Source organism: Aneurinibacillus soli (genome assembly GCF_002355375.1).
GTDB lineage: Bacteria > Bacillota > Bacilli > Aneurinibacillales > Aneurinibacillaceae > Aneurinibacillus > Aneurinibacillus soli.
On the sequence record NZ_AP017312.1, the window covers coordinates 1,552,345 to 1,568,602 of the forward strand.

Here is a 16,258-nt window from a genome sequence, read left to right on the forward strand (position 1 = left end):
TCCAAACGTGTCATAAAGCGGCCAGGCTCCCCATAAGATGTGATAAGTAGATTTGGACAAAGGGGGGGGGAGGCCGGTGATTACAGATGCTTGCACGATCTTGCCTGACCGGGTACGTCGATATTTTGAGACGCTTGCGCAAGGGGAGCAGGAACAAATTGAGGAAATTCGTCTCCGAGTTGGCCGACCGATTGAGTATGGAGCGGGTGGTACGCTCACATTCATCAAACAGACCGGGGGACGCACGTCACGGATCGAAGAAGCAGCGCTGTTTACAGCGGAAGAAGGTGTGCAGTTATTGACCAGGCTGAGCCAGCATTCGCTGTACACACTGGAGGAAGAGATGCGGCGTGGCTATGTGACGATTCGGGGCGGGCACCGTGTCGGACTCGCCGGGCGCGTTGTGCTTGAGCAGGGAAAGGTCAAGCTGATCCGGGATGTGACAAGCTTTAATATTCGCATTGCCCGCGAGCAGAAGGGGGCGGCCAATGCGGTGCTTCCGCTAATTACGCCGGGCGGTCACATACGAAACACGCTGATTATCTCCCCGCCGCAGTGCGGAAAAACGACGCTTTTGCGTGATTTGGCCCGTCAGCTTAGTACAGGAGTTGCTCGTATTGGCCCGTATAAGGTGGCAGTTGTAGATGAGCGATCGGAGCTTGCTGGATGTGTCGCTGGTATCCCGCAGAAGGATATCGGACCGCGAACAGATATTCTTGATGCGTGTCCGAAAGCAGAAGGCATGATGATGATGATTCGTTCCATGGCGCCCGATGTGCTTATAACGGACGAGATTGGACGGCCCGAAGACGCCCTGGCGCTTGAAGAAGCCATTCATGCAGGCATTACGGTGTTAACAAGCGCGCATGGCAAAGATTTGAAAGACATTATGCGTCGTCCGGTACTGTCACGTTTGCTGCAATCTGGAATTTTTGAGCGTTATCTTGTGCTCAGTCGCACCCCGCGTATCGGCACGATTGCCGGGGTATATGATGGAACCTTTGCGGAATGCCGGGAGAGGTTGCGATGCTGAAGCTGATGGGAGCCGCCCTTATCATCGCGGCCAGTACGTTGATCGGAATGCTGCTTGCCAGGCGAATCGCCAAGCGGCCCACTCACATTCGTCAGCTTCGTGCCGCCCTTACCTTGCTTGAGACTGAGATTGTGTATGGAGCGACCCCACTGCAAGAAGCACTTGGCACAATTGCACAGCGGGTGGGGGGAGAGGCGGCTGGTCCCTTATTCCGCCGAGCAGCCTCTCTGCTTGCAGAAGAGCCGGAACTTTCCACAGCGGAATGCTGGCGGCAGGCGGTACAGGAGAGCTGGTCTGCAACAGCGATGCACGATGCGGAGCGAGATGTGACACTGCAGCTTGGTGCTATGCTTGGACGCAGCGACCGGGAAGATCAGCGTAAGCATATCCAGCTCGCGGTGATCAATCTGGAGAATGAGGAGCAGACGGCGCGTGATAACCAGCGGCGCTATGAGAAGATGTACCGCAGTCTTGGTGTGCTCGGCGGGCTTCTGCTCGTCATTTTACTCTATTGAGAGGTGGAGACATGGGATATGACGTAAACGCCATTTTTCAGATTGCGGGCATCGGAATTATCGTCGCGATGATTCATACGGTGCTTAAACAATCGGGCAAGGATGACTGGGCGCAGTGGGTGACGCTGATCGGCTTTATCGTCGTGCTGTTCATGGTGGCGTCTTTCATAAGCAAGCTGTTTGTGGAAATCAAGCGTGTTTTCTTGTTCCAGTAGGAGGGGTTGGCGGTGGACATTTTACAAATCGTCGGACTCGGGATCATCGCTACCATTTTAAGTCTGGTCGTGAAGGAACAGAAGCCGATGTTTTCCTTTATCCTTGCCACATTCACCGGCGTCATGATTTTTCTGTTCTTGATTGGGAAAATTTCGGATGTGATTCATGTGCTTGAAGGGCTGGCGATGAAGGCGAATCTCAACATTGTGTATCTCGATACGATACTCAAAATCATTGGCATTGCCTATATTGCGGAATTCGGAGCACAAGTGACGCGGGATGCCGGGCAGGGCGCGATTGCCTCTAAAATCGAGCTGGCAGGCAAAGTGCTGATCATGGTGCTGGCGATTCCGATTCTGTCGGTCATGATCGAAACGATTATCCAGCTACTTCCTTCGTAAAAAGGTTGGGATTCTATGAAGCAGAAACGATTGCAGCACTGGTTGGCTGGCATTGTACTATGTGTGCTTGTCTGCATCCGGCTGCCTGCTGTAACAGAGGCGGCCGGACCCGAAGACAAGCTCGTTCAGACACAGCTTGCCCGATTGGATACAACAGACATTGAAGTGTTTTGGCGGGGGCTGCTTGATAAATACGGGGGCTATCTGCCCGAGATGCAAAGCAAAAGCCTATTTGAAATGCTAACGGGTGAAAACGCACTTAGTATTGGAGGGGTCGCAAAAGGGCTGGGCGCTTTTTTGTTCCATGAATTGCTCGCAAATGGTAAGCTGCTCGGTGCGATCCTCCTGATTACGGTATTTGCGATGATTCTTGAGACGATGCAGAACGCATTTGAGAAGCACGCAGTAAGCACCGTCGCGTATGCGATTTCATATCTGGTGCTCATCATTCTGGCGATCAGCAGCTTCCGACTCGCTGTCGAATTCGCCCAGGGCGCGATTGGTGATATGGTGGGCTTCATGACAGCACTGATGCCGCTTGTACTGGCACTTCTCGCGTCAACAGGCGGACTGGCGTCAGCCGCACTTTTTCATCCGATGGTCATTTTTTTGGTGAATACAAGCGGTACACTCATTGCCAATATCGTATTCCCGCTTTTATTTCTATCTGCGCTGCTTAGTCTGGTGAGCACCTTTTCAACGAAATACCAGCTCACAAAGCTAGCAGGCATTTTGCGCACGGTAAGCCTTGGGGTGCTGGGCAGTTTCTTTACGATCTTTCTTGGTGTTCTCTCGCTTCAGGGGGCATCAGCCGCCGTAGCAGACGGGGTTGCGCTTCGGACGGCAAAGTACATTGCAGGCAATTTCGTCCCGGTTGTCGGTCGGATGTTCGCGGATGCAACCGATACGGTTGTCGGCGCCTCATTGCTTGTGAAAAACAGCATTGGCCTCGCAGGTGTGGTCATTCTGCTGTTTCTGGCCGCGTTTCCGGCGTTTAAAATTTTCATTCTCGCTTTTGTATACAATTTGTCATCTGCTGTGATGCAGCCACTTGGCAACAGTCCGATCATTGCATGTCTCGGAATTATTGGCAAAAATCTGCTGTATGTATTTGCAGCACTGGCAACAGTCTGCCTCATGTTTTTTCTGGCAATCACCATCGTCATTTCAGCGGCCAATGTGTCGGTGATGATGCGATGAGGAGGGAAGAACGATGATGGCATTTCTTGTACTGTGGCTCAAAAAAATTATTCTTCTTGTCCTGCTGGCGACGTTTCTTGATCTGCTTCTGCCCGGTAATACGTATAGCAAATACGTCAAGCTTGTGATGGGACTCGTCATTCTGCTAACGATGCTCTCGCCCGTAATGGAGTTGTTCAAGAAAGACTGGCCCGCTGAATTGTCTGGCTTAAGCGGCAATACAGCAGCTGGTACAGCACTTGATATGTCGAGGGTGGACGCGCTTACCAAACAGCTCGCATCGCATCAGGACGAGACAGCTGCTACGTATGTGCGTACCCAAATGAGTGAATTGATCAAAAAACAGGTGGAAAAACAATACGCTGTCACAGTTGAAAACGTAGCAGTCAAGCTTGTACCAGAGGGAGGGAAGGCAGAACAGCCGATAGAGAGCATCCAGGTTACAGTCAGCCCGGAAAAGACAGAGCGATCTGAGGTGGCTGCTTCTGGAAGTGGTGCAGGCATGAAACCAGTTGAGCCGGTCAAGCCCGTCCAGATTGAAGTCGGGGCGAACGGACAGACGGAGCATACAAAACCAGCAAAGGAATCAGTGGCAGCTATGGCGACACGCACCCGGATGGAGAAAGACATTCAGTCGTCTCTGTCACTTGCCTGGAACGTGCCGGATCATGCGGTAGCTGTTCAATGGAAAAGCGATAGAGAGGGGGGATCGTAGTGGCAGATAAAGGAGACGGGAAAAAATTCGGCAAATTGCAGTGGCTTCTCGTCCTGGGTGCGCTTGGTGTCGCCAGCATGCTCGCTAATTCATTCATGCAGTTTGAGCCGAATCAGAAGGCTACGCCGACATCGACCGCATCCGACAGCGACGTTCCAGCGTTCTCCGGTAAAAAAGCGGGATCGAACAGTATGGGGCAGTATGAAGAGCAGTACGAAGCCAAGCTCAAAGAAGTGCTCCAGACGATTAATGGTGTTGGTCAGGTCGAGGTGATGGTGAATCTCGAATCGACAGAAGAAGTCGTAGTCGAGAAAAATAGGAACAGCTCGACACAAACAACGAAGGAAGCAGATAAAGGAGCGACCCGCGACATTACGAATGAGACCAATCAAGAGCAGATCGTGCTTGCCAAAAGCAATACGGGCGATGCACCTGTTGTCACCAAAACCATCAAGCCAAAAGTGCGTGGTGTGGTCATTGTGGCGACTGGAGCTGGCAACCTACAAGTAAAAGCATGGATTCTCGAAGCCGTTCAGCGCTCGCTGGGCGTGCCTTCCTATAAAATTTCGATTTTGCCGAAAAAGGCATAAGGAGGCTGAAGCATGGTGTTAAAAAAACAAACCGTATGGCTGTTGTCGATGCTTGCGATTCTTGTGGTTCTGTCCGCGTACTATCTCGTACAGGGCCCGACCCAGCAGGTTCCGATGGCGACAGGGCAGATGAATGATCAGGGAGTATTGCCCGCAGGTGATGGGAAAGACAAGGGAATAAAAGTCAGCACGAAGCAAGTGACGCCACACACAGACGGTGTTCCGGTCGCAAGTCCGTCGGATGATTATTTCATCGGCTATAAAATGCAGCGGGATGCCCAGCAAGAACAGGAACTTGGTCGTTACATGGAAGCGATGACGAATGCCAATACAAAGCCTGCGGCGAAGGCAGATGCGAAGAAGAATTATGACGAGCTGTCCGCACGTAAGGATAATCAAGATCAGGTAGAAGAACTGGTCAAGGCAATCGGCAGCTATAAAGACGTCGTAGTCATTGCCAAAGACGACATGGTACGTGTGCTTGTGCAGACAGACAATCTGAAAAAAGATAAAGCCGTTGAAATCATCAACCTTGTCAAACAGCAAATGAAAGTTCCGGGGAATAACATTGTGGTAAACTACAAGCCGTAATTGTACGGGGCCAGCTTCCAACTCAGGGGGCTGGCTGCTTTTTTGTGATGCGGAGGCTCTCAAACTGTAGTGAGGGAGCGGGACAGGAAGACACCTCGTCACCTGGTTACGCTTGCGGGGATGCTGGGACTGTCCGCTCCAGGTGTCCGGCGAACTCTGTCCACAAAAGAAGCCCACGATGTATAAGCACAGAAGCATTGTGGACAAAGGCCCATTCGCCTGCCACCTTCCGCTAGGTGATCGCGTAAAGGCGTTCCGTTGTGTCTTCCTGCCCCGCTCCTGCCCCAGTTTGATGTATACGCAAGCAAAAAAGAACGACTTCTTTGAATAATCCCTAAAACATAAGAGGGTTTTTGTGTAAACCCAAACTTTGTTGGGAGGGGGGAGAAGAGAGGGGCAAGAGAGCGTCTTTACGCGTCTACCCAGCGAAGGGAGACTAGCGAACGGGCCTTTGCCCGCAACCCTTCCATGAACCTACATCGTAGGACCTCTTTTGCGGGCGAGTTCGCCGGGCTCCCGGAGTGGCCAGCCTCAACATCCCTGCAAGCGTAACCCAGCGAACGGCCCCTCTCTTCTCCACCATCCCCCACCAAACCTTCGGTTTACACAAACAAGCTCCCTGTATGAATTGATAAATAATTCAGTACATACTAGTAACACTCTGGCGGAGAATGTGTTATAATACATCTGTAACTTTCCTATCACTTTATATAAAAAATATAGAAAAATTGAGTTAGGAGTGGACCATGCAATGTTAAAAGTTCATGAAATTCGCGAGATCATCAAGCTGATTGACCAGACAAGCATCACAGAATTTAAGATGGAAGAAGACGGCGTAAAGCTGGCTATTAAGAAAGGTAACAGCGCTGTTGCGTATGTAGCAGCAGAACCGGTAGTAGCACCAGCTCTGCAAGCAGCTCCTGCACCAGTAGCAGCACCAGCTCCACAAGCAGCTCCTGCACCAGTGGCAGCACCAGCTCCACAAGCAGCGGCAGCACCGGCTCCGGTAGCTGATATTGACGAAGCAGGTCTTCATAAAATCACATCCCCGATGGTCGGAACATTCTACAAGTCTGCTGAACCAAGCGCGCCAGCATACGTGCAAGCAGGCAGCAAAGTAGGCAATGATTCCATCGTCTGCATCGTAGAAGCGATGAAGCTGTTCAACGAGATCGAAGCAGAAGTATCAGGCGAAATCGTAAAAGTCCTCGTAGAAGACGGACAGCTTGTTGAGTACGGACAACCTCTCTTCCTTGTGAAGCCGGAATAGTGGGAGGTAGCGTCCATGTTTAAAAAAGTATTAATTGCGAATCGTGGAGAGATTGCAGTTCGTGTTATTCGTGCGTGTCGCGAACTAGGAATTCAAACGGTAGCGGTTTATTCCGAGGCGGATCGTGAGGCCCTTCATGTGCGTCTTGCAGATGAAGCATACTGTATTGGACCGACACCATCAAAAGACAGCTATTTGAATATGACTAACCTGATGAGCGTAGCGACCAAAGCGGGCGTAGATGCGATTCACCCAGGCTATGGATTCCTTGCTGAGAATGCAGATTTTGCCGAGATTTGTGCGGCGTGCAACATCACATTTATCGGGCCAAAACCGGAAGCCATTATCAAGATGGGCGACAAGAATGAAGCCCGTGACACGATGAAAAACGCAGGTGTACCGATCGTACCAGGTACGGACGGTCTGATTGAAGACATCGATGAGGCGATCCGCATTGCAGAAGATGCTGGTTATCCGGTTATCATCAAGGCGACAGCTGGCGGTGGCGGTAAAGGGATGCGCGTAGCGCGTTCTCAGGAAGAACTTGTTGCTTCCGTGCGCCAGGCACAGAGCGAAGCGAAGAATGCATTCGGTAACCCTGGTGTTTATCTTGAGAAATATCTCGAAGATACACGCCACATCGAGATTCAGGTCATTGCGGACAAGCATGGCAACGTCTGTCACTTAGGCGAGCGCGATTGCTCGATTCAGCGTCGTCACCAGAAGCTCGTAGAAGAAGCTCCGTCTCCGGCGCTTGATCCGGAAACACGCGAACAGATGGGAAGTGCCGCAGTAGCTGCAGCTCGTGCAGTTAACTACCATGGCGCAGGTACCGTCGAATTCCTGCTCGATAAAGATGGCCGTTTCTACTTCATGGAGATGAACACACGTATCCAGGTAGAGCATCCGGTTACAGAATTGATTACCGGGATTGACCTGATTAAAGAACAACTCATGGTAGCGGCAGATTATCCGCTTTCTTTCAGTCAGGAAGAGGTTCGGATTAACGGCTGGGCTCTTGAGTGCCGGATCAATGCAGAGAATCCGGCGAAGAAATTCATGCCGTCTCCGGGCAAAATCCAGGAATACTTACCGCCAGGTGGCTTTGGTGTGCGCGTAGACAGTGCTGCTTACCAGGGCTATCAGATTTCACCGTTTTATGATTCGATGATTGCCAAAATCATCGTCTGGGGCAAAGATCGCAATGATGCGATTGCCCGCATGAAGCGTGCGCTGTCTGAGATGGTAGTAGACGGTGTTCATACAACGATCCCGTTCCACCTCAAGCTTCTCGAACATGAGATGTTCGTAGAAGGCAACTTCAATACGAAGTTCCTTGAGATGTACGATTTGAAACTTGAAGAGAAATAAATGAACGAAGCACCTCTTTCAGAGACGTAAATTGTCTTATCGCGTATTCCTTTGGTATAATAGGCGAGAGACATAATCTGAAGGAGGTGCTATTTTTTGGATACAAATGTAGAATTCGCACAGGCAGAGATCGGAAAAATCGAGATCGCGCCTGAAGTATTAGAAGTAATTGCGCATATGGCATCCGCGGAAGTATCGGGGGTAGCGGAAGTAAGCAGTGGCATTGTCGGGGATTTCGTAGAGCGGCTTGGTCGCAAATCTGGACGAGGTGTACGCGTTGAAGTAAAAGAACGGGAAGCCGTTATTGATTTGTATATGATCGTTGAATACGGCCATCAAATCCCGGATGTCGCACATCGCGTGCAGGAAAATGTGCGTACATCCATCGAGCAAATGACCGGGCTTACCGTTGCGCAGGTGAACGTACATATTGTGGACGTTCAGCTTAAACAGGAGAAGAAAGCTGCTGTCGTGGTAGAAGAAGCGCATCGGGTTCGGTAGTTAGACCGGTTAGGAGGACAACTGTGAACTTATTTGATCGTTTCATCTTAACTTTGTACAGCTTAGCGCTTGTTGTAATCTCGCTGTTCGTTATGGCAGCGGGCCTGAACCTGATTTCATCTGTGTACATTGAGACAGCGATTGCTGAGATGTACACATCGTCCCAGGTGGGCATGATTTATTTCGCAGCGGCGGCGGTTTTCTTTTTAATCAGCTTGAAATTTTTATTCGGTAGTATGCGTGGGGGCGCATCTCGCCCGCATACAGCGCCTTCCGTACAGCGTTCGAACGAATATGGCAATGTGCAGATTACTGTAGAGACGCTTGAGAGTCTGGCGACTCATGCGGCCCGGCGCATTCGAGGTGTGCGAGATCTAAAGGCACGTATCGCTGCCCATGAGAATGGGACAGCTGTGCATATGAAGGTAGCGGTGGACGGTGAGACCCCGATTCCGGATTTGACCCAGCAAATCCAGCAGGCAGTCAAGGAACGTATTGAAACGATTGCCGGTGTAGAGCTGACCGAAGTAACGGTGCTCGTCTCGGAAGTGGCGCAGCCAGGGTCTGGCTCACGCGTCCGGCGGGTCGAGTAACACATGGCCGCATTCTGGCAGTTAGTGTTGGAGAACCGGGGCAAAGCGCTGGGGATCGCAGGTGGACTTTTGTTCGGGCTGCTGTTTTTGACCGTCGGGTTTTTCAAGACGATTGCATTCTCTGTATTTGTCGCCACAGGGTATTATATTGGCCGCAAATTTGACAATGAAGAAGACATCGGTGAAGTGCTGGATCGAATTCTGCCCGGCAAATTCACCAAACGGTAAACGTTAGCGTCGATCTCTGTCAATGGGGATCGGCGCTTTTTTCATACGCCTAGCTATTTTACTTAAAACGAAAGTTTGATAAACTGAGGAAATGGCTAGAGTAGTTAATACGGAAAATTAAAGGTGGTAGCACATGAATCGACGTAAATCCCGCGAAAAAGCGGTACAAATTTTATTTTCCATGGATATGACCGAGGCAACCGCACAGGAAGCGCTTGTGAATCTGATGGAGGAAGACGACGAGGACGTACACGAGAAAGCAGCTGAAAATATGGAGTTCCTGACTGAGCTGGTGAAGGGCACATTTGCGCACCAGACAGAAATCGATAGCAAGATCAGTCAGTATTTGCGTGGCTGGACGATTGGACGAATCGCCAATGTAGACCGGGCGATTTTGCGCCTGGCTGGCTATGAGATGATGTACCGGGAAGATATTCCAGTTCGTGTTACATTGAATGAAGCGGTTGAGCTGGCGAAAGTATTCGGAACAGATGATTCGCCGAAGTTCATCAATGGCGTGCTCTCCAGCATGTCACGTGATCTGGAGCAGGCGGAGCATAAGGAGTAGTCGTATGGATGTTGTTCTCGGTATCGATACGAGCAACTACCGCACGTCGCTCTGTCTGGTAGATAGGCAAGGACAGATTGTGGCGGAAGAGAAGGAACTGCTTACAGTTGAAGCGGGAGAGCGTGGTTTGCAGCAGTCCGCGGCGTTATTCCAGCATGTGAAGCGCTTGCCTGAGTTGGCTCGCCGCATGGTCGTAGACGGTTCGCGTGTTGTCGCCGTTGCGGTGAGCCGGACGCCGCGCCCGGCGGAAGGAAGCTATATGCCGGTCTTTCTGGCCGGAGAGCTGGCAGCAGAATTGATGGCGAGCTTCTTCCATGTTCCGCTGTATGGCACCTCGCATCAGGAGGGACATATTGCGGCCGGGGAATATACGGCAGATCGTCCGCTTGAAGTGGAGCAATTCCTAGCCGTTCATCTGTCGGGTGGCACAAGCGAGTTGCTGGCCTGTACACGCACAGAATCGGGCTATGCGATTGAACTGCTTGGCGGCACGAACGACCTGCATTCTGGCCAGTTGATTGACCGCGTCGGTGTAGCACTTGGTCTCCCATTTCCAGCCGGTCCTTATCTGGAGAAGCTGGCACAGCAGGCTGACGAGATGGACGAAGTCTTTACTGTTCCGTCTTCTGTCAAAGCATACGACTTTAGCTTCTCTGGTCCAGAGTCGGCTCTGCTTCGAGCGATTGAGCAGGGAGCCCCAGCACCGCTTGTAGCACGTGCGGCTGAAGTGTGCATTGCAGCTACGCTGGAGAAAGTGCTGCGTCGTGCTGTGGAGAGTGGCTGTGCGAAGGATATTATGATTGTCGGCGGCGTGTCGGCGAATACGTATATTCGGGAACGTCTGCGCCGCAGGCTGGAGCATCCGGCTGTCAAAGCACGTCTTTATTTTGCTGATCCAGCATATGCGGGAGACAATGCATTTGGCGTGGCACGCATCGGATTGATGCAGTATGAAAAGACGAACAATAATAAGAAATAACTAAATATCTTTCGTAGATTATCTTTGCAATCTCCTGTCCGATTCGCTACACTGATACTGAGAGTATCAACTACCAATCGGCAGGAGGTTTTTTATATGTCAGCACATGTTATTGTAGGAACGGAAGTAGCGGCAGATATTCGCGCTGCATTAAAAGAAGAAGTCGCACAGTTAAAAGAACAGGGCATTCACCCGGGGCTTGCTGTTATTCTCGTCGGGGATGATCCGGCTTCGCACTCGTATGTAAAAGGAAAAGAAAAAGGCTGTGAGGAAGTCGGCATTTATTCTGAGGTCGTGCGTCGCGACACTTCGATTACAGAAGAAGAGTTATTGAATCTGGTACGTGGATTTAATGAGAACCCGAACATTCATGGTATTCTTGTTCAACTCCCGCTGCCAAAACATATCTCCGAAAAGGCTGTCATTGACACAATCAGTCCAGCCAAAGATGTGGATGGTTTTACCCCGATTAATGTCGGCAATATGATGATCGGTGACGAATGCTTCCTTCCGTGCACGCCGCATGGTGTTATTGAACTCATCAAGCGTTCCGGTCAGGAAATTGCGGGTAAACATGCGGTTGTCGTAGGCCGAAGCAATATTGTAGGAAAGCCGGTTTCTATGTTATTATTGCAAGAAAATGCGACGGTTACGATCGCGCACTCACGCACGAAAGATCTGGCTTCCATTACGAAGCAGGCAGACATTCTCGTCGTGGCAGTCGGACGAGCTGGCATGATCGGACCTGAGCATGTACGGGACGGCGCAATCGTGATCGATGTCGGTGTAAACCGTAATGAAGCAGGCAAGCTGGTTGGCGATGTGAAATTCGATGAAGTGAAAGAAGTTGCTAGCTACATTACACCAGTGCCACGCGGCGTTGGACCGATGACGATTACGATGCTGTTGAAAAATACAGTCGAGTCAGCGAAGCGTCTGGCGAACTAGAAATAAAAGCAGGTAGAAGAGGGGACGGACAGGTGAACGAGAGCCGGGAGATTTTTTCAGTCAAGCAGCTTACACGCTATATTAAAGACCGGATTGAATTCGATGATGTACTGCAGAATGTGTGGGTGCAGGGTGAGCTTTCCAACTTTGTGCACCATTCACGCGGGCATATGTATTTTACGGTCAAAGATGAAGAAAGCAAAATCAAAGGCGTGATGTTTGCCGGACATAACCGGTATCTCAAGTTCCTTCCGAAAAACGGAACCCGGGTATTACTCCGTGGTTCCGTCTCTGTGTATGAGAGAGACGGGCAGTATCAGCTATATGTGAAAGAAATGCAGCCGGACGGAATCGGCAGTCTGTACCTGGCGTATGAGCAGCTCAAAGAACGGCTTGCGCAGGAAGGGTTGTTTGACCCTACACATAAACGTCCGCTTCCGGCTTATCCGCATACAGTTGGGGTCATTACATCTCCAACCGGGGCTGCGGTACGCGATATTATGACGACTATTCGGCGCAGGTATCCGCTTGCCCGCGTGCTGTTATTTCCAGTGGCTGTCCAGGGCGAGAGGGCAGTGCCATCGATTTGTCACGCTATTGAGGAAATGAACGTGCGCGGGGATGCGGATGTGTTAATTGTTGGACGTGGAGGCGGCTCGATTGAAGAATTATGGGCTTTTAATGAAGAAGCGGTAGCGCGTAGCATATATCGCTCCCATATTCCGGTTATTTCGGCTGTCGGACACGAAACGGATGTGACGATTGCGGATTTTGTAGCGGATGTGCGGGCTGCTACGCCGACAGCGGCGGCTGAACTGGCGGTTCCTCATATGGATGAGCTACGCGATCGGGTTGTGGTGCTGACCAGACGATTAGGAAGTGCGCTGCGCGGAGAAGTGCGGCAGATGCGTGTCCGACTTGACAAAGTGCAGCGTTCATACGTGCTGCGCCAGCCCGCCCGTCAGCTGATACAGCATGAGCAGCGGCTCGACCGGATGTGTGAGCGGCTTACGAATGCGATGGTTCGTACAGCGGAACGTCGAAAAGCCAGGCTTGAGAGGGTGCAGGAGAGGCTTGCGGCATACAGCCCTGCTACTGCTGTGCGTCGAAATCAGGATGGGGTGGCGATGTTATCTGCCCGTCTTGTTCGGGCGATGCAGGCTTGCTTACATACGAGAGAGCAGCAGCTTGACCGCAATCTTGCCAAACTTGATGCGCTCAGTCCGCTTAAAGTTATGCGGCGTGGCTATTCGCTTGTTTTCCGTCAGGATAAGAAAGATGCGAAGTTAGTGACAACGATTGATGGCGTACAGACAGGCGATGCGCTGACGGTTCGGCTTGCAGATGGATCGTTATCGTGTCGCGTAGAAGGAACGGAAAAGAGGGAGAACACATGAGCAAACGGAAGCAGGCGGAAGTGCCTTTTGAAGAAGCAATGCAAAAACTAGAAGAAGTTGTGGGGCAGCTCGAAGCAGGCGATGTACCGCTTGAGACGGCAATTGCCTTGTTCCAGGAAGGAATGGAGCTCTCGAAGCTGTGCAGCCGGAAATTATCTGATGTTGAACAAAAAATCGAGATGCTGCTTGAGCAGGAAGGCGAAACGACTGTCGTTCCGTTCGTACTGGAGGGAGAAGACAAGTGAGTGCAGCCGATTTTGAGTTATATATGAGAGAACGTGCCGAACTCGTAGGAGCACGGCTGATCGAGGAGATTACAAACGATGCCATTCCAGCTACGCTGCAAGAGGCGATGCTGTATTCACTGGCTGCAGGTGGCAAGCGACTGCGCCCCATTCTTTTATTAGCGGTGCTAGAAGCATTCGGCAAACCGCAGGTGTTAGGAATGCCTGCTGCTTGTGCGATCGAAATGATTCATACGTATTCGCTCATTCATGACGATTTGCCGGGGATGGATAATGATGATTTGCGTCGGGGACGTCCGACGAATCATAAAGTGTACGGGGAAGCGACAGCTATTCTTGCAGGAGATGCCCTGCTTACACATGCGTTTGAAACCGTGTGCCGAACAATGGAAGCAGGTGTGCCTGCTGCGCGTGTTGTCCAGATCGTACAGGAATTGTCTGTTTTTGCGGGTGCCCAGGGCATGGTCGGTGGTCAGTGCGCTGATATGGAAGGAGAAAATCGGTCACTGACACTCGAAGAACTTCAGTACATTCATCGTCATAAAACCGGAGATCTCCTCGTGTTCTGTGTGCGGGCGGGTGCTTTGCTTGGGGATGCTTCTGCAGAGCAACTCGATGCTTTAACAACGTATGCGGAGCGAATCGGTCTGGCCTTTCAAATTCAGGATGACATTCTGGATGTGGTTGGAGATGAGGCGAAGATTGGCAAGCCGGTCGGAAGTGATGAAGAACGGCAGAAGTCCACGTATCCGGGCTTGCTCGGTCTTGATGAGTCTCGCCGTCTACTTGTTTGTGCGATTGCAGAAGCTCACGAAGCGCTCTCGGTAGCCGGATTGCCGAATGATGCCATGCTGCGTGCCCTTGCGGATTTCATTATGAATCGGGATCATTAAAAAAAAGCCGCAACTTTATGTTGCGGCTTCTCGTATTGGTGTTTATAACAGGTTTGTGATACTATGTTTTTAATTTGAAAATGAAATTATAGATGAACGTGGGAAAGTGAGGAGTTTTACTTGTTAGCAACTATCAACTCCCCTCAAGATGTAAAAAAACTTGCACTTCCTCAGCTTTCTAAGCTGGCAGGGGAGATTCGTGAATTTTTGATAAAAAATTTATCGGCAACAGGCGGACATCTCGCACCGAACCTAGGGGTTGTAGAATTGACGCTTGCCCTGCATTATGTGTATAACAGTCCAGAAGATAAGCTTATTTGGGATGTCGGACATCAGGCATACGTACATAAAATGCTGACCGGTCGTATGGGTCAGTTCGATACGTTGCGCCAGTACAAAGGCTTATGTGGGTATCCGAAGCGAAATGAAAGCGAGCATGACGTATGGGAGACGGGGCATAGCAGTACATCACTATCAGCGGCTATGGGGATGGCCATTGCCCGTGACCTCAAGAAAGAAAAGAGTCATGTTGTGGCGATTATCGGGGATGGAGCATTAACGGGCGGCATGGCGTTCGAAGCGATGAATCATATGGGGCATGATGGCCGAAATGTAACGGTCATCCTTAATGACAATGAAATGTCCATCGCACCGAATGTAGGGGCAATGCACAATTATCTTAGCAAAATCCGTACGAACGATGGTTATAAACGGGCTAAGGAAGAAGTTGAATACTTGCTTAAGCGCATCCCGGCAGTGGGCGGCACGATGGCCAAAATTGCTGAGCGGTTAAAAGACGGCTTAAAGTATTTACTTGTCTCCGGTATATTGTTCGAAGAGCTTGGCTTTACGTATCTCGGTCCAGTCGATGGTCATGATTTCAAGGCGTTGATGGAGGCGATGAATCAGGCGAAGCAGACAAAAGGTCCGGTGCTTATCCATGTGATTACGAAAAAAGGTAAAGGGTATGCACCGGCCGAGGATGATTCGGATACGTTCCATGGTGTGGGCATGTACAAAATCGAAAGCGGTGAAACTCTCAAGTCTGAGGGACCGCCGAGCTATACAAGTGTATTTGGGAACACCATTACGAAGCTGGCGGCAGACGATAAGCGAATCGTGGCCATTACGGCTGCCATGCCAGGTGGAACCGGACTTAAGAAGTTCGCACAGACATTCCCTGATCGTTTCTTCGATGTGGGGATTGCTGAGCAGCATGCGACCACGCTTGCTGCAGGCATTGCGACACAGGGGTTGAAGCCGGTATTTGCTGTGTACTCCACATTCCTGCAGCGCGGCTACGACCAGTTGGTGCATGATGTGTGCCGCCAGAATTTGAATGTTGTATTTGCGATCGACCGGGCTGGATTGGTCGGAGCAGACGGGGAAACACATCAAGGTGTGTTTGATATTGCGTACATGCGCAGTATACCTAATATGACAATTATGATGCCAAAAGATGAAAACGAACTGCAGCACATGCTCTATACAGCCACCTGTTACGACGGTCCGGTTGCGGTCCGTTATCCACGCGGCAATGGGGTTGGTGTGCCGTTGGATGATGTATATAAACAATTGCCGATCGGAAAAGCAGAAGTGCTGCGTGAAGGCAAGGGTGTAGCGATACTGGCGTTTGGTAACATGGTGCCGCTTGCGGAAAAAGCAGCGGACATGTTGGAAGCTGAAGGGCACAAACCGATGCTTGTGAATGCACGTTTTGCCAAGCCGCTTGATGAAGAGCTTTTGCTCAGATTGGCAAAAGAAGGCTACCATGTCGTCACAGTCGAGGAAGGCGCTGTGCAGGGAGGCTTCGGCAGTGCGGTTCTCGAATGGTATGCAGAGCACGGCTGCCATGATGTAGTGGTAGAACTGATGGGGATTCCTGATTTCTATGTAGAACATGGTAGTGTAAATGAACAGCGACAGGAAGTTGGTCTGACAGCGGAAGACATTGCTAAGAAAGCACATACGCTCTGGCCAGCAGGGAGGAAACAGGCATAACGA

Annotated in this window: 20 protein-coding genes; all 20 read left to right on the forward strand. The window is 50.8% G+C overall.

The window, feature by feature from the left end; translation table 11 throughout:
* Positions 1 to 79: 79 nt before the first annotated feature.
* Positions 80 to 1,033, forward strand: coding sequence for a stage III sporulation protein AA (spoIIIAA, locus tag CB4_RS07890; RefSeq protein WP_373681332.1), 954 nt, complete (start codon positions 80 to 82; stop codon positions 1,031 to 1,033).
* A complete protein-coding gene (spoIIIAB, locus tag CB4_RS07895; protein ID WP_096464737.1) occupies positions 1,027 to 1,548 on the forward strand; it encodes a stage III sporulation protein SpoIIIAB in 522 nt (173 codons plus the stop codon). Before spoIIIAA ends, spoIIIAB begins: the two co-directional genes overlap by 7 nt.
* 11 nt (positions 1,549 to 1,559) lie before the next feature.
* On the forward strand, positions 1,560 to 1,763 hold the full coding sequence (spoIIIAC, locus tag CB4_RS07900) for a stage III sporulation protein AC (RefSeq protein WP_096464739.1): 204 nt from the start codon (positions 1,560 to 1,562) through the stop codon (positions 1,761 to 1,763).
* A gap of 12 nt (positions 1,764 to 1,775) precedes the next feature.
* Positions 1,776 to 2,165, forward strand: coding sequence for a stage III sporulation protein AD (gene spoIIIAD / locus CB4_RS07905; RefSeq protein ID WP_096464741.1), 390 nt, complete (start codon positions 1,776 to 1,778; stop codon positions 2,163 to 2,165).
* A 15-nt stretch (positions 2,166 to 2,180) separates the two neighbouring features.
* A complete protein-coding gene (gene spoIIIAE / locus CB4_RS07910; RefSeq protein ID WP_096464743.1) occupies positions 2,181 to 3,365 on the forward strand; it encodes a stage III sporulation protein AE in 1,185 nt (394 codons plus the stop codon).
* A gap of 13 nt (positions 3,366 to 3,378) precedes the next feature.
* Positions 3,379 to 4,080 (forward strand): stage III sporulation protein AF, encoded by a 702-nt coding sequence (spoIIIAF, locus tag CB4_RS07915; protein WP_096464745.1) that lies wholly within the window; start codon positions 3,379 to 3,381, stop codon positions 4,078 to 4,080.
* The gene (gene spoIIIAG / locus CB4_RS07920; RefSeq protein ID WP_231956194.1) at positions 4,080 to 4,670 is read left to right on the forward strand and encodes a stage III sporulation protein AG; all 591 of its coding nucleotides are present in this window, start codon (positions 4,080 to 4,082) and stop codon (positions 4,668 to 4,670) included. The genes spoIIIAF and spoIIIAG overlap by 1 nt, the downstream gene beginning before the upstream one ends.
* 12 nt (positions 4,671 to 4,682) lie before the next feature.
* The gene (locus CB4_RS07925; protein ID WP_096464748.1) at positions 4,683 to 5,261 is read left to right on the forward strand and encodes a SpoIIIAH-like family protein; all 579 of its coding nucleotides are present in this window, start codon (positions 4,683 to 4,685) and stop codon (positions 5,259 to 5,261) included.
* 751 nt (positions 5,262 to 6,012) lie between these two features.
* The gene (gene accB / locus CB4_RS07930) at positions 6,013 to 6,531 is read left to right on the forward strand and encodes an acetyl-CoA carboxylase biotin carboxyl carrier protein (RefSeq protein ID WP_096464750.1); all 519 of its coding nucleotides are present in this window, start codon (positions 6,013 to 6,015) and stop codon (positions 6,529 to 6,531) included.
* A gap of 15 nt (positions 6,532 to 6,546) precedes the next feature.
* On the forward strand, positions 6,547 to 7,902 hold the full coding sequence (gene accC, locus CB4_RS07935) for an acetyl-CoA carboxylase biotin carboxylase subunit (RefSeq protein WP_096464752.1): 1,356 nt from the start codon (positions 6,547 to 6,549) through the stop codon (positions 7,900 to 7,902).
* A gap of 96 nt (positions 7,903 to 7,998) precedes the next feature.
* Entirely contained in the window at positions 7,999 to 8,403 is a 405-nt protein-coding gene (locus CB4_RS07940; RefSeq protein WP_096464754.1) for an Asp23/Gls24 family envelope stress response protein, read from the forward strand.
* A 23-nt stretch (positions 8,404 to 8,426) separates the two neighbouring features.
* Entirely contained in the window at positions 8,427 to 8,996 is a 570-nt protein-coding gene (amaP, locus tag CB4_RS07945) for an alkaline shock response membrane anchor protein AmaP (protein ID WP_096464756.1), read from the forward strand.
* 3 nt (positions 8,997 to 8,999) lie between these two features.
* Positions 9,000 to 9,224 (forward strand): DUF2273 domain-containing protein, encoded by a 225-nt coding sequence (locus tag CB4_RS07950; RefSeq protein WP_096464758.1) that lies wholly within the window; start codon positions 9,000 to 9,002, stop codon positions 9,222 to 9,224.
* 133 nt (positions 9,225 to 9,357) lie between these two features.
* Positions 9,358 to 9,792 (forward strand): transcription antitermination factor NusB, encoded by a 435-nt coding sequence (nusB, locus tag CB4_RS07955; protein WP_096464760.1) that lies wholly within the window; start codon positions 9,358 to 9,360, stop codon positions 9,790 to 9,792.
* Between the two features lie 4 nt (positions 9,793 to 9,796).
* The gene (locus tag CB4_RS07960) at positions 9,797 to 10,771 is read left to right on the forward strand and encodes a tRNA (adenosine(37)-N6)-threonylcarbamoyltransferase complex transferase subunit TsaD (RefSeq protein ID WP_096464762.1); all 975 of its coding nucleotides are present in this window, start codon (positions 9,797 to 9,799) and stop codon (positions 10,769 to 10,771) included.
* A gap of 96 nt (positions 10,772 to 10,867) precedes the next feature.
* Positions 10,868 to 11,719 (forward strand): bifunctional methylenetetrahydrofolate dehydrogenase/methenyltetrahydrofolate cyclohydrolase FolD, encoded by an 852-nt coding sequence (gene folD, locus CB4_RS07965; RefSeq protein WP_096464764.1) that lies wholly within the window; start codon positions 10,868 to 10,870, stop codon positions 11,717 to 11,719.
* Positions 11,720 to 11,751: 32 nt separating this feature from the next.
* Positions 11,752 to 13,116: an exodeoxyribonuclease VII large subunit gene (gene xseA / locus CB4_RS07970; protein WP_096464766.1), complete on the forward strand. Its 1,365-nt coding sequence runs from the start codon at positions 11,752 to 11,754 to the stop codon at positions 13,114 to 13,116.
* Complete coding sequence (xseB, locus tag CB4_RS07975) at positions 13,113 to 13,361, forward strand: exodeoxyribonuclease VII small subunit (protein ID WP_096464768.1); 249 nt, start codon at positions 13,113 to 13,115, stop codon at positions 13,359 to 13,361. Before xseA ends, xseB begins: the two co-directional genes overlap by 4 nt.
* 23 nt (positions 13,362 to 13,384) lie before the next feature.
* Positions 13,385 to 14,254: a polyprenyl synthetase family protein gene (locus CB4_RS07980; protein WP_096467678.1), complete on the forward strand. Its 870-nt coding sequence runs from the start codon at positions 13,385 to 13,387 to the stop codon at positions 14,252 to 14,254.
* A 120-nt stretch (positions 14,255 to 14,374) separates the two neighbouring features.
* On the forward strand, positions 14,375 to 16,255 hold the full coding sequence (dxs, locus tag CB4_RS07985) for a 1-deoxy-D-xylulose-5-phosphate synthase (RefSeq protein ID WP_096464770.1): 1,881 nt from the start codon (positions 14,375 to 14,377) through the stop codon (positions 16,253 to 16,255).
* Positions 16,256 to 16,258: the final 3 nt, after the last annotated feature.

Coding starts and splice junctions, on each gene's coding strand:
- accB (WP_096464750.1), top strand. CDS start 6,013: ATGTTAAAAGTTCATGAAATTCGCGAGATCATCAAGCTGATTGACCAG.
- spoIIIAE (WP_096464743.1), top strand. CDS start 2,181: ATGAAGCAGAAACGATTGCAGCACTGGTTGGCTGGCATTGTACTATGT.
- CB4_RS07925 (WP_096464748.1), top strand. CDS start 4,683: ATGGTGTTAAAAAAACAAACCGTATGGCTGTTGTCGATGCTTGCGATT.
- CB4_RS07960 (WP_096464762.1), top strand. CDS start 9,797: ATGGATGTTGTTCTCGGTATCGATACGAGCAACTACCGCACGTCGCTC.
- CB4_RS07950 (WP_096464758.1), top strand. CDS start 9,000: ATGGCCGCATTCTGGCAGTTAGTGTTGGAGAACCGGGGCAAAGCGCTG.
- spoIIIAF (WP_096464745.1), top strand. CDS start 3,379: ATGATGGCATTTCTTGTACTGTGGCTCAAAAAAATTATTCTTCTTGTC.
- CB4_RS07980 (WP_096467678.1), top strand. CDS start 13,385: ATGAGAGAACGTGCCGAACTCGTAGGAGCACGGCTGATCGAGGAGATT.
- spoIIIAB (WP_096464737.1), top strand. CDS start 1,027: ATGCTGAAGCTGATGGGAGCCGCCCTTATCATCGCGGCCAGTACGTTG.
- nusB (WP_096464760.1), top strand. CDS start 9,358: ATGAATCGACGTAAATCCCGCGAAAAAGCGGTACAAATTTTATTTTCC.
- spoIIIAC (WP_096464739.1), top strand. CDS start 1,560: ATGGGATATGACGTAAACGCCATTTTTCAGATTGCGGGCATCGGAATT.
- accC (WP_096464752.1), top strand. CDS start 6,547: ATGTTTAAAAAAGTATTAATTGCGAATCGTGGAGAGATTGCAGTTCGT.
- xseB (WP_096464768.1), top strand. CDS start 13,113: ATGAGCAAACGGAAGCAGGCGGAAGTGCCTTTTGAAGAAGCAATGCAA.
- folD (WP_096464764.1), top strand. CDS start 10,868: ATGTCAGCACATGTTATTGTAGGAACGGAAGTAGCGGCAGATATTCGC.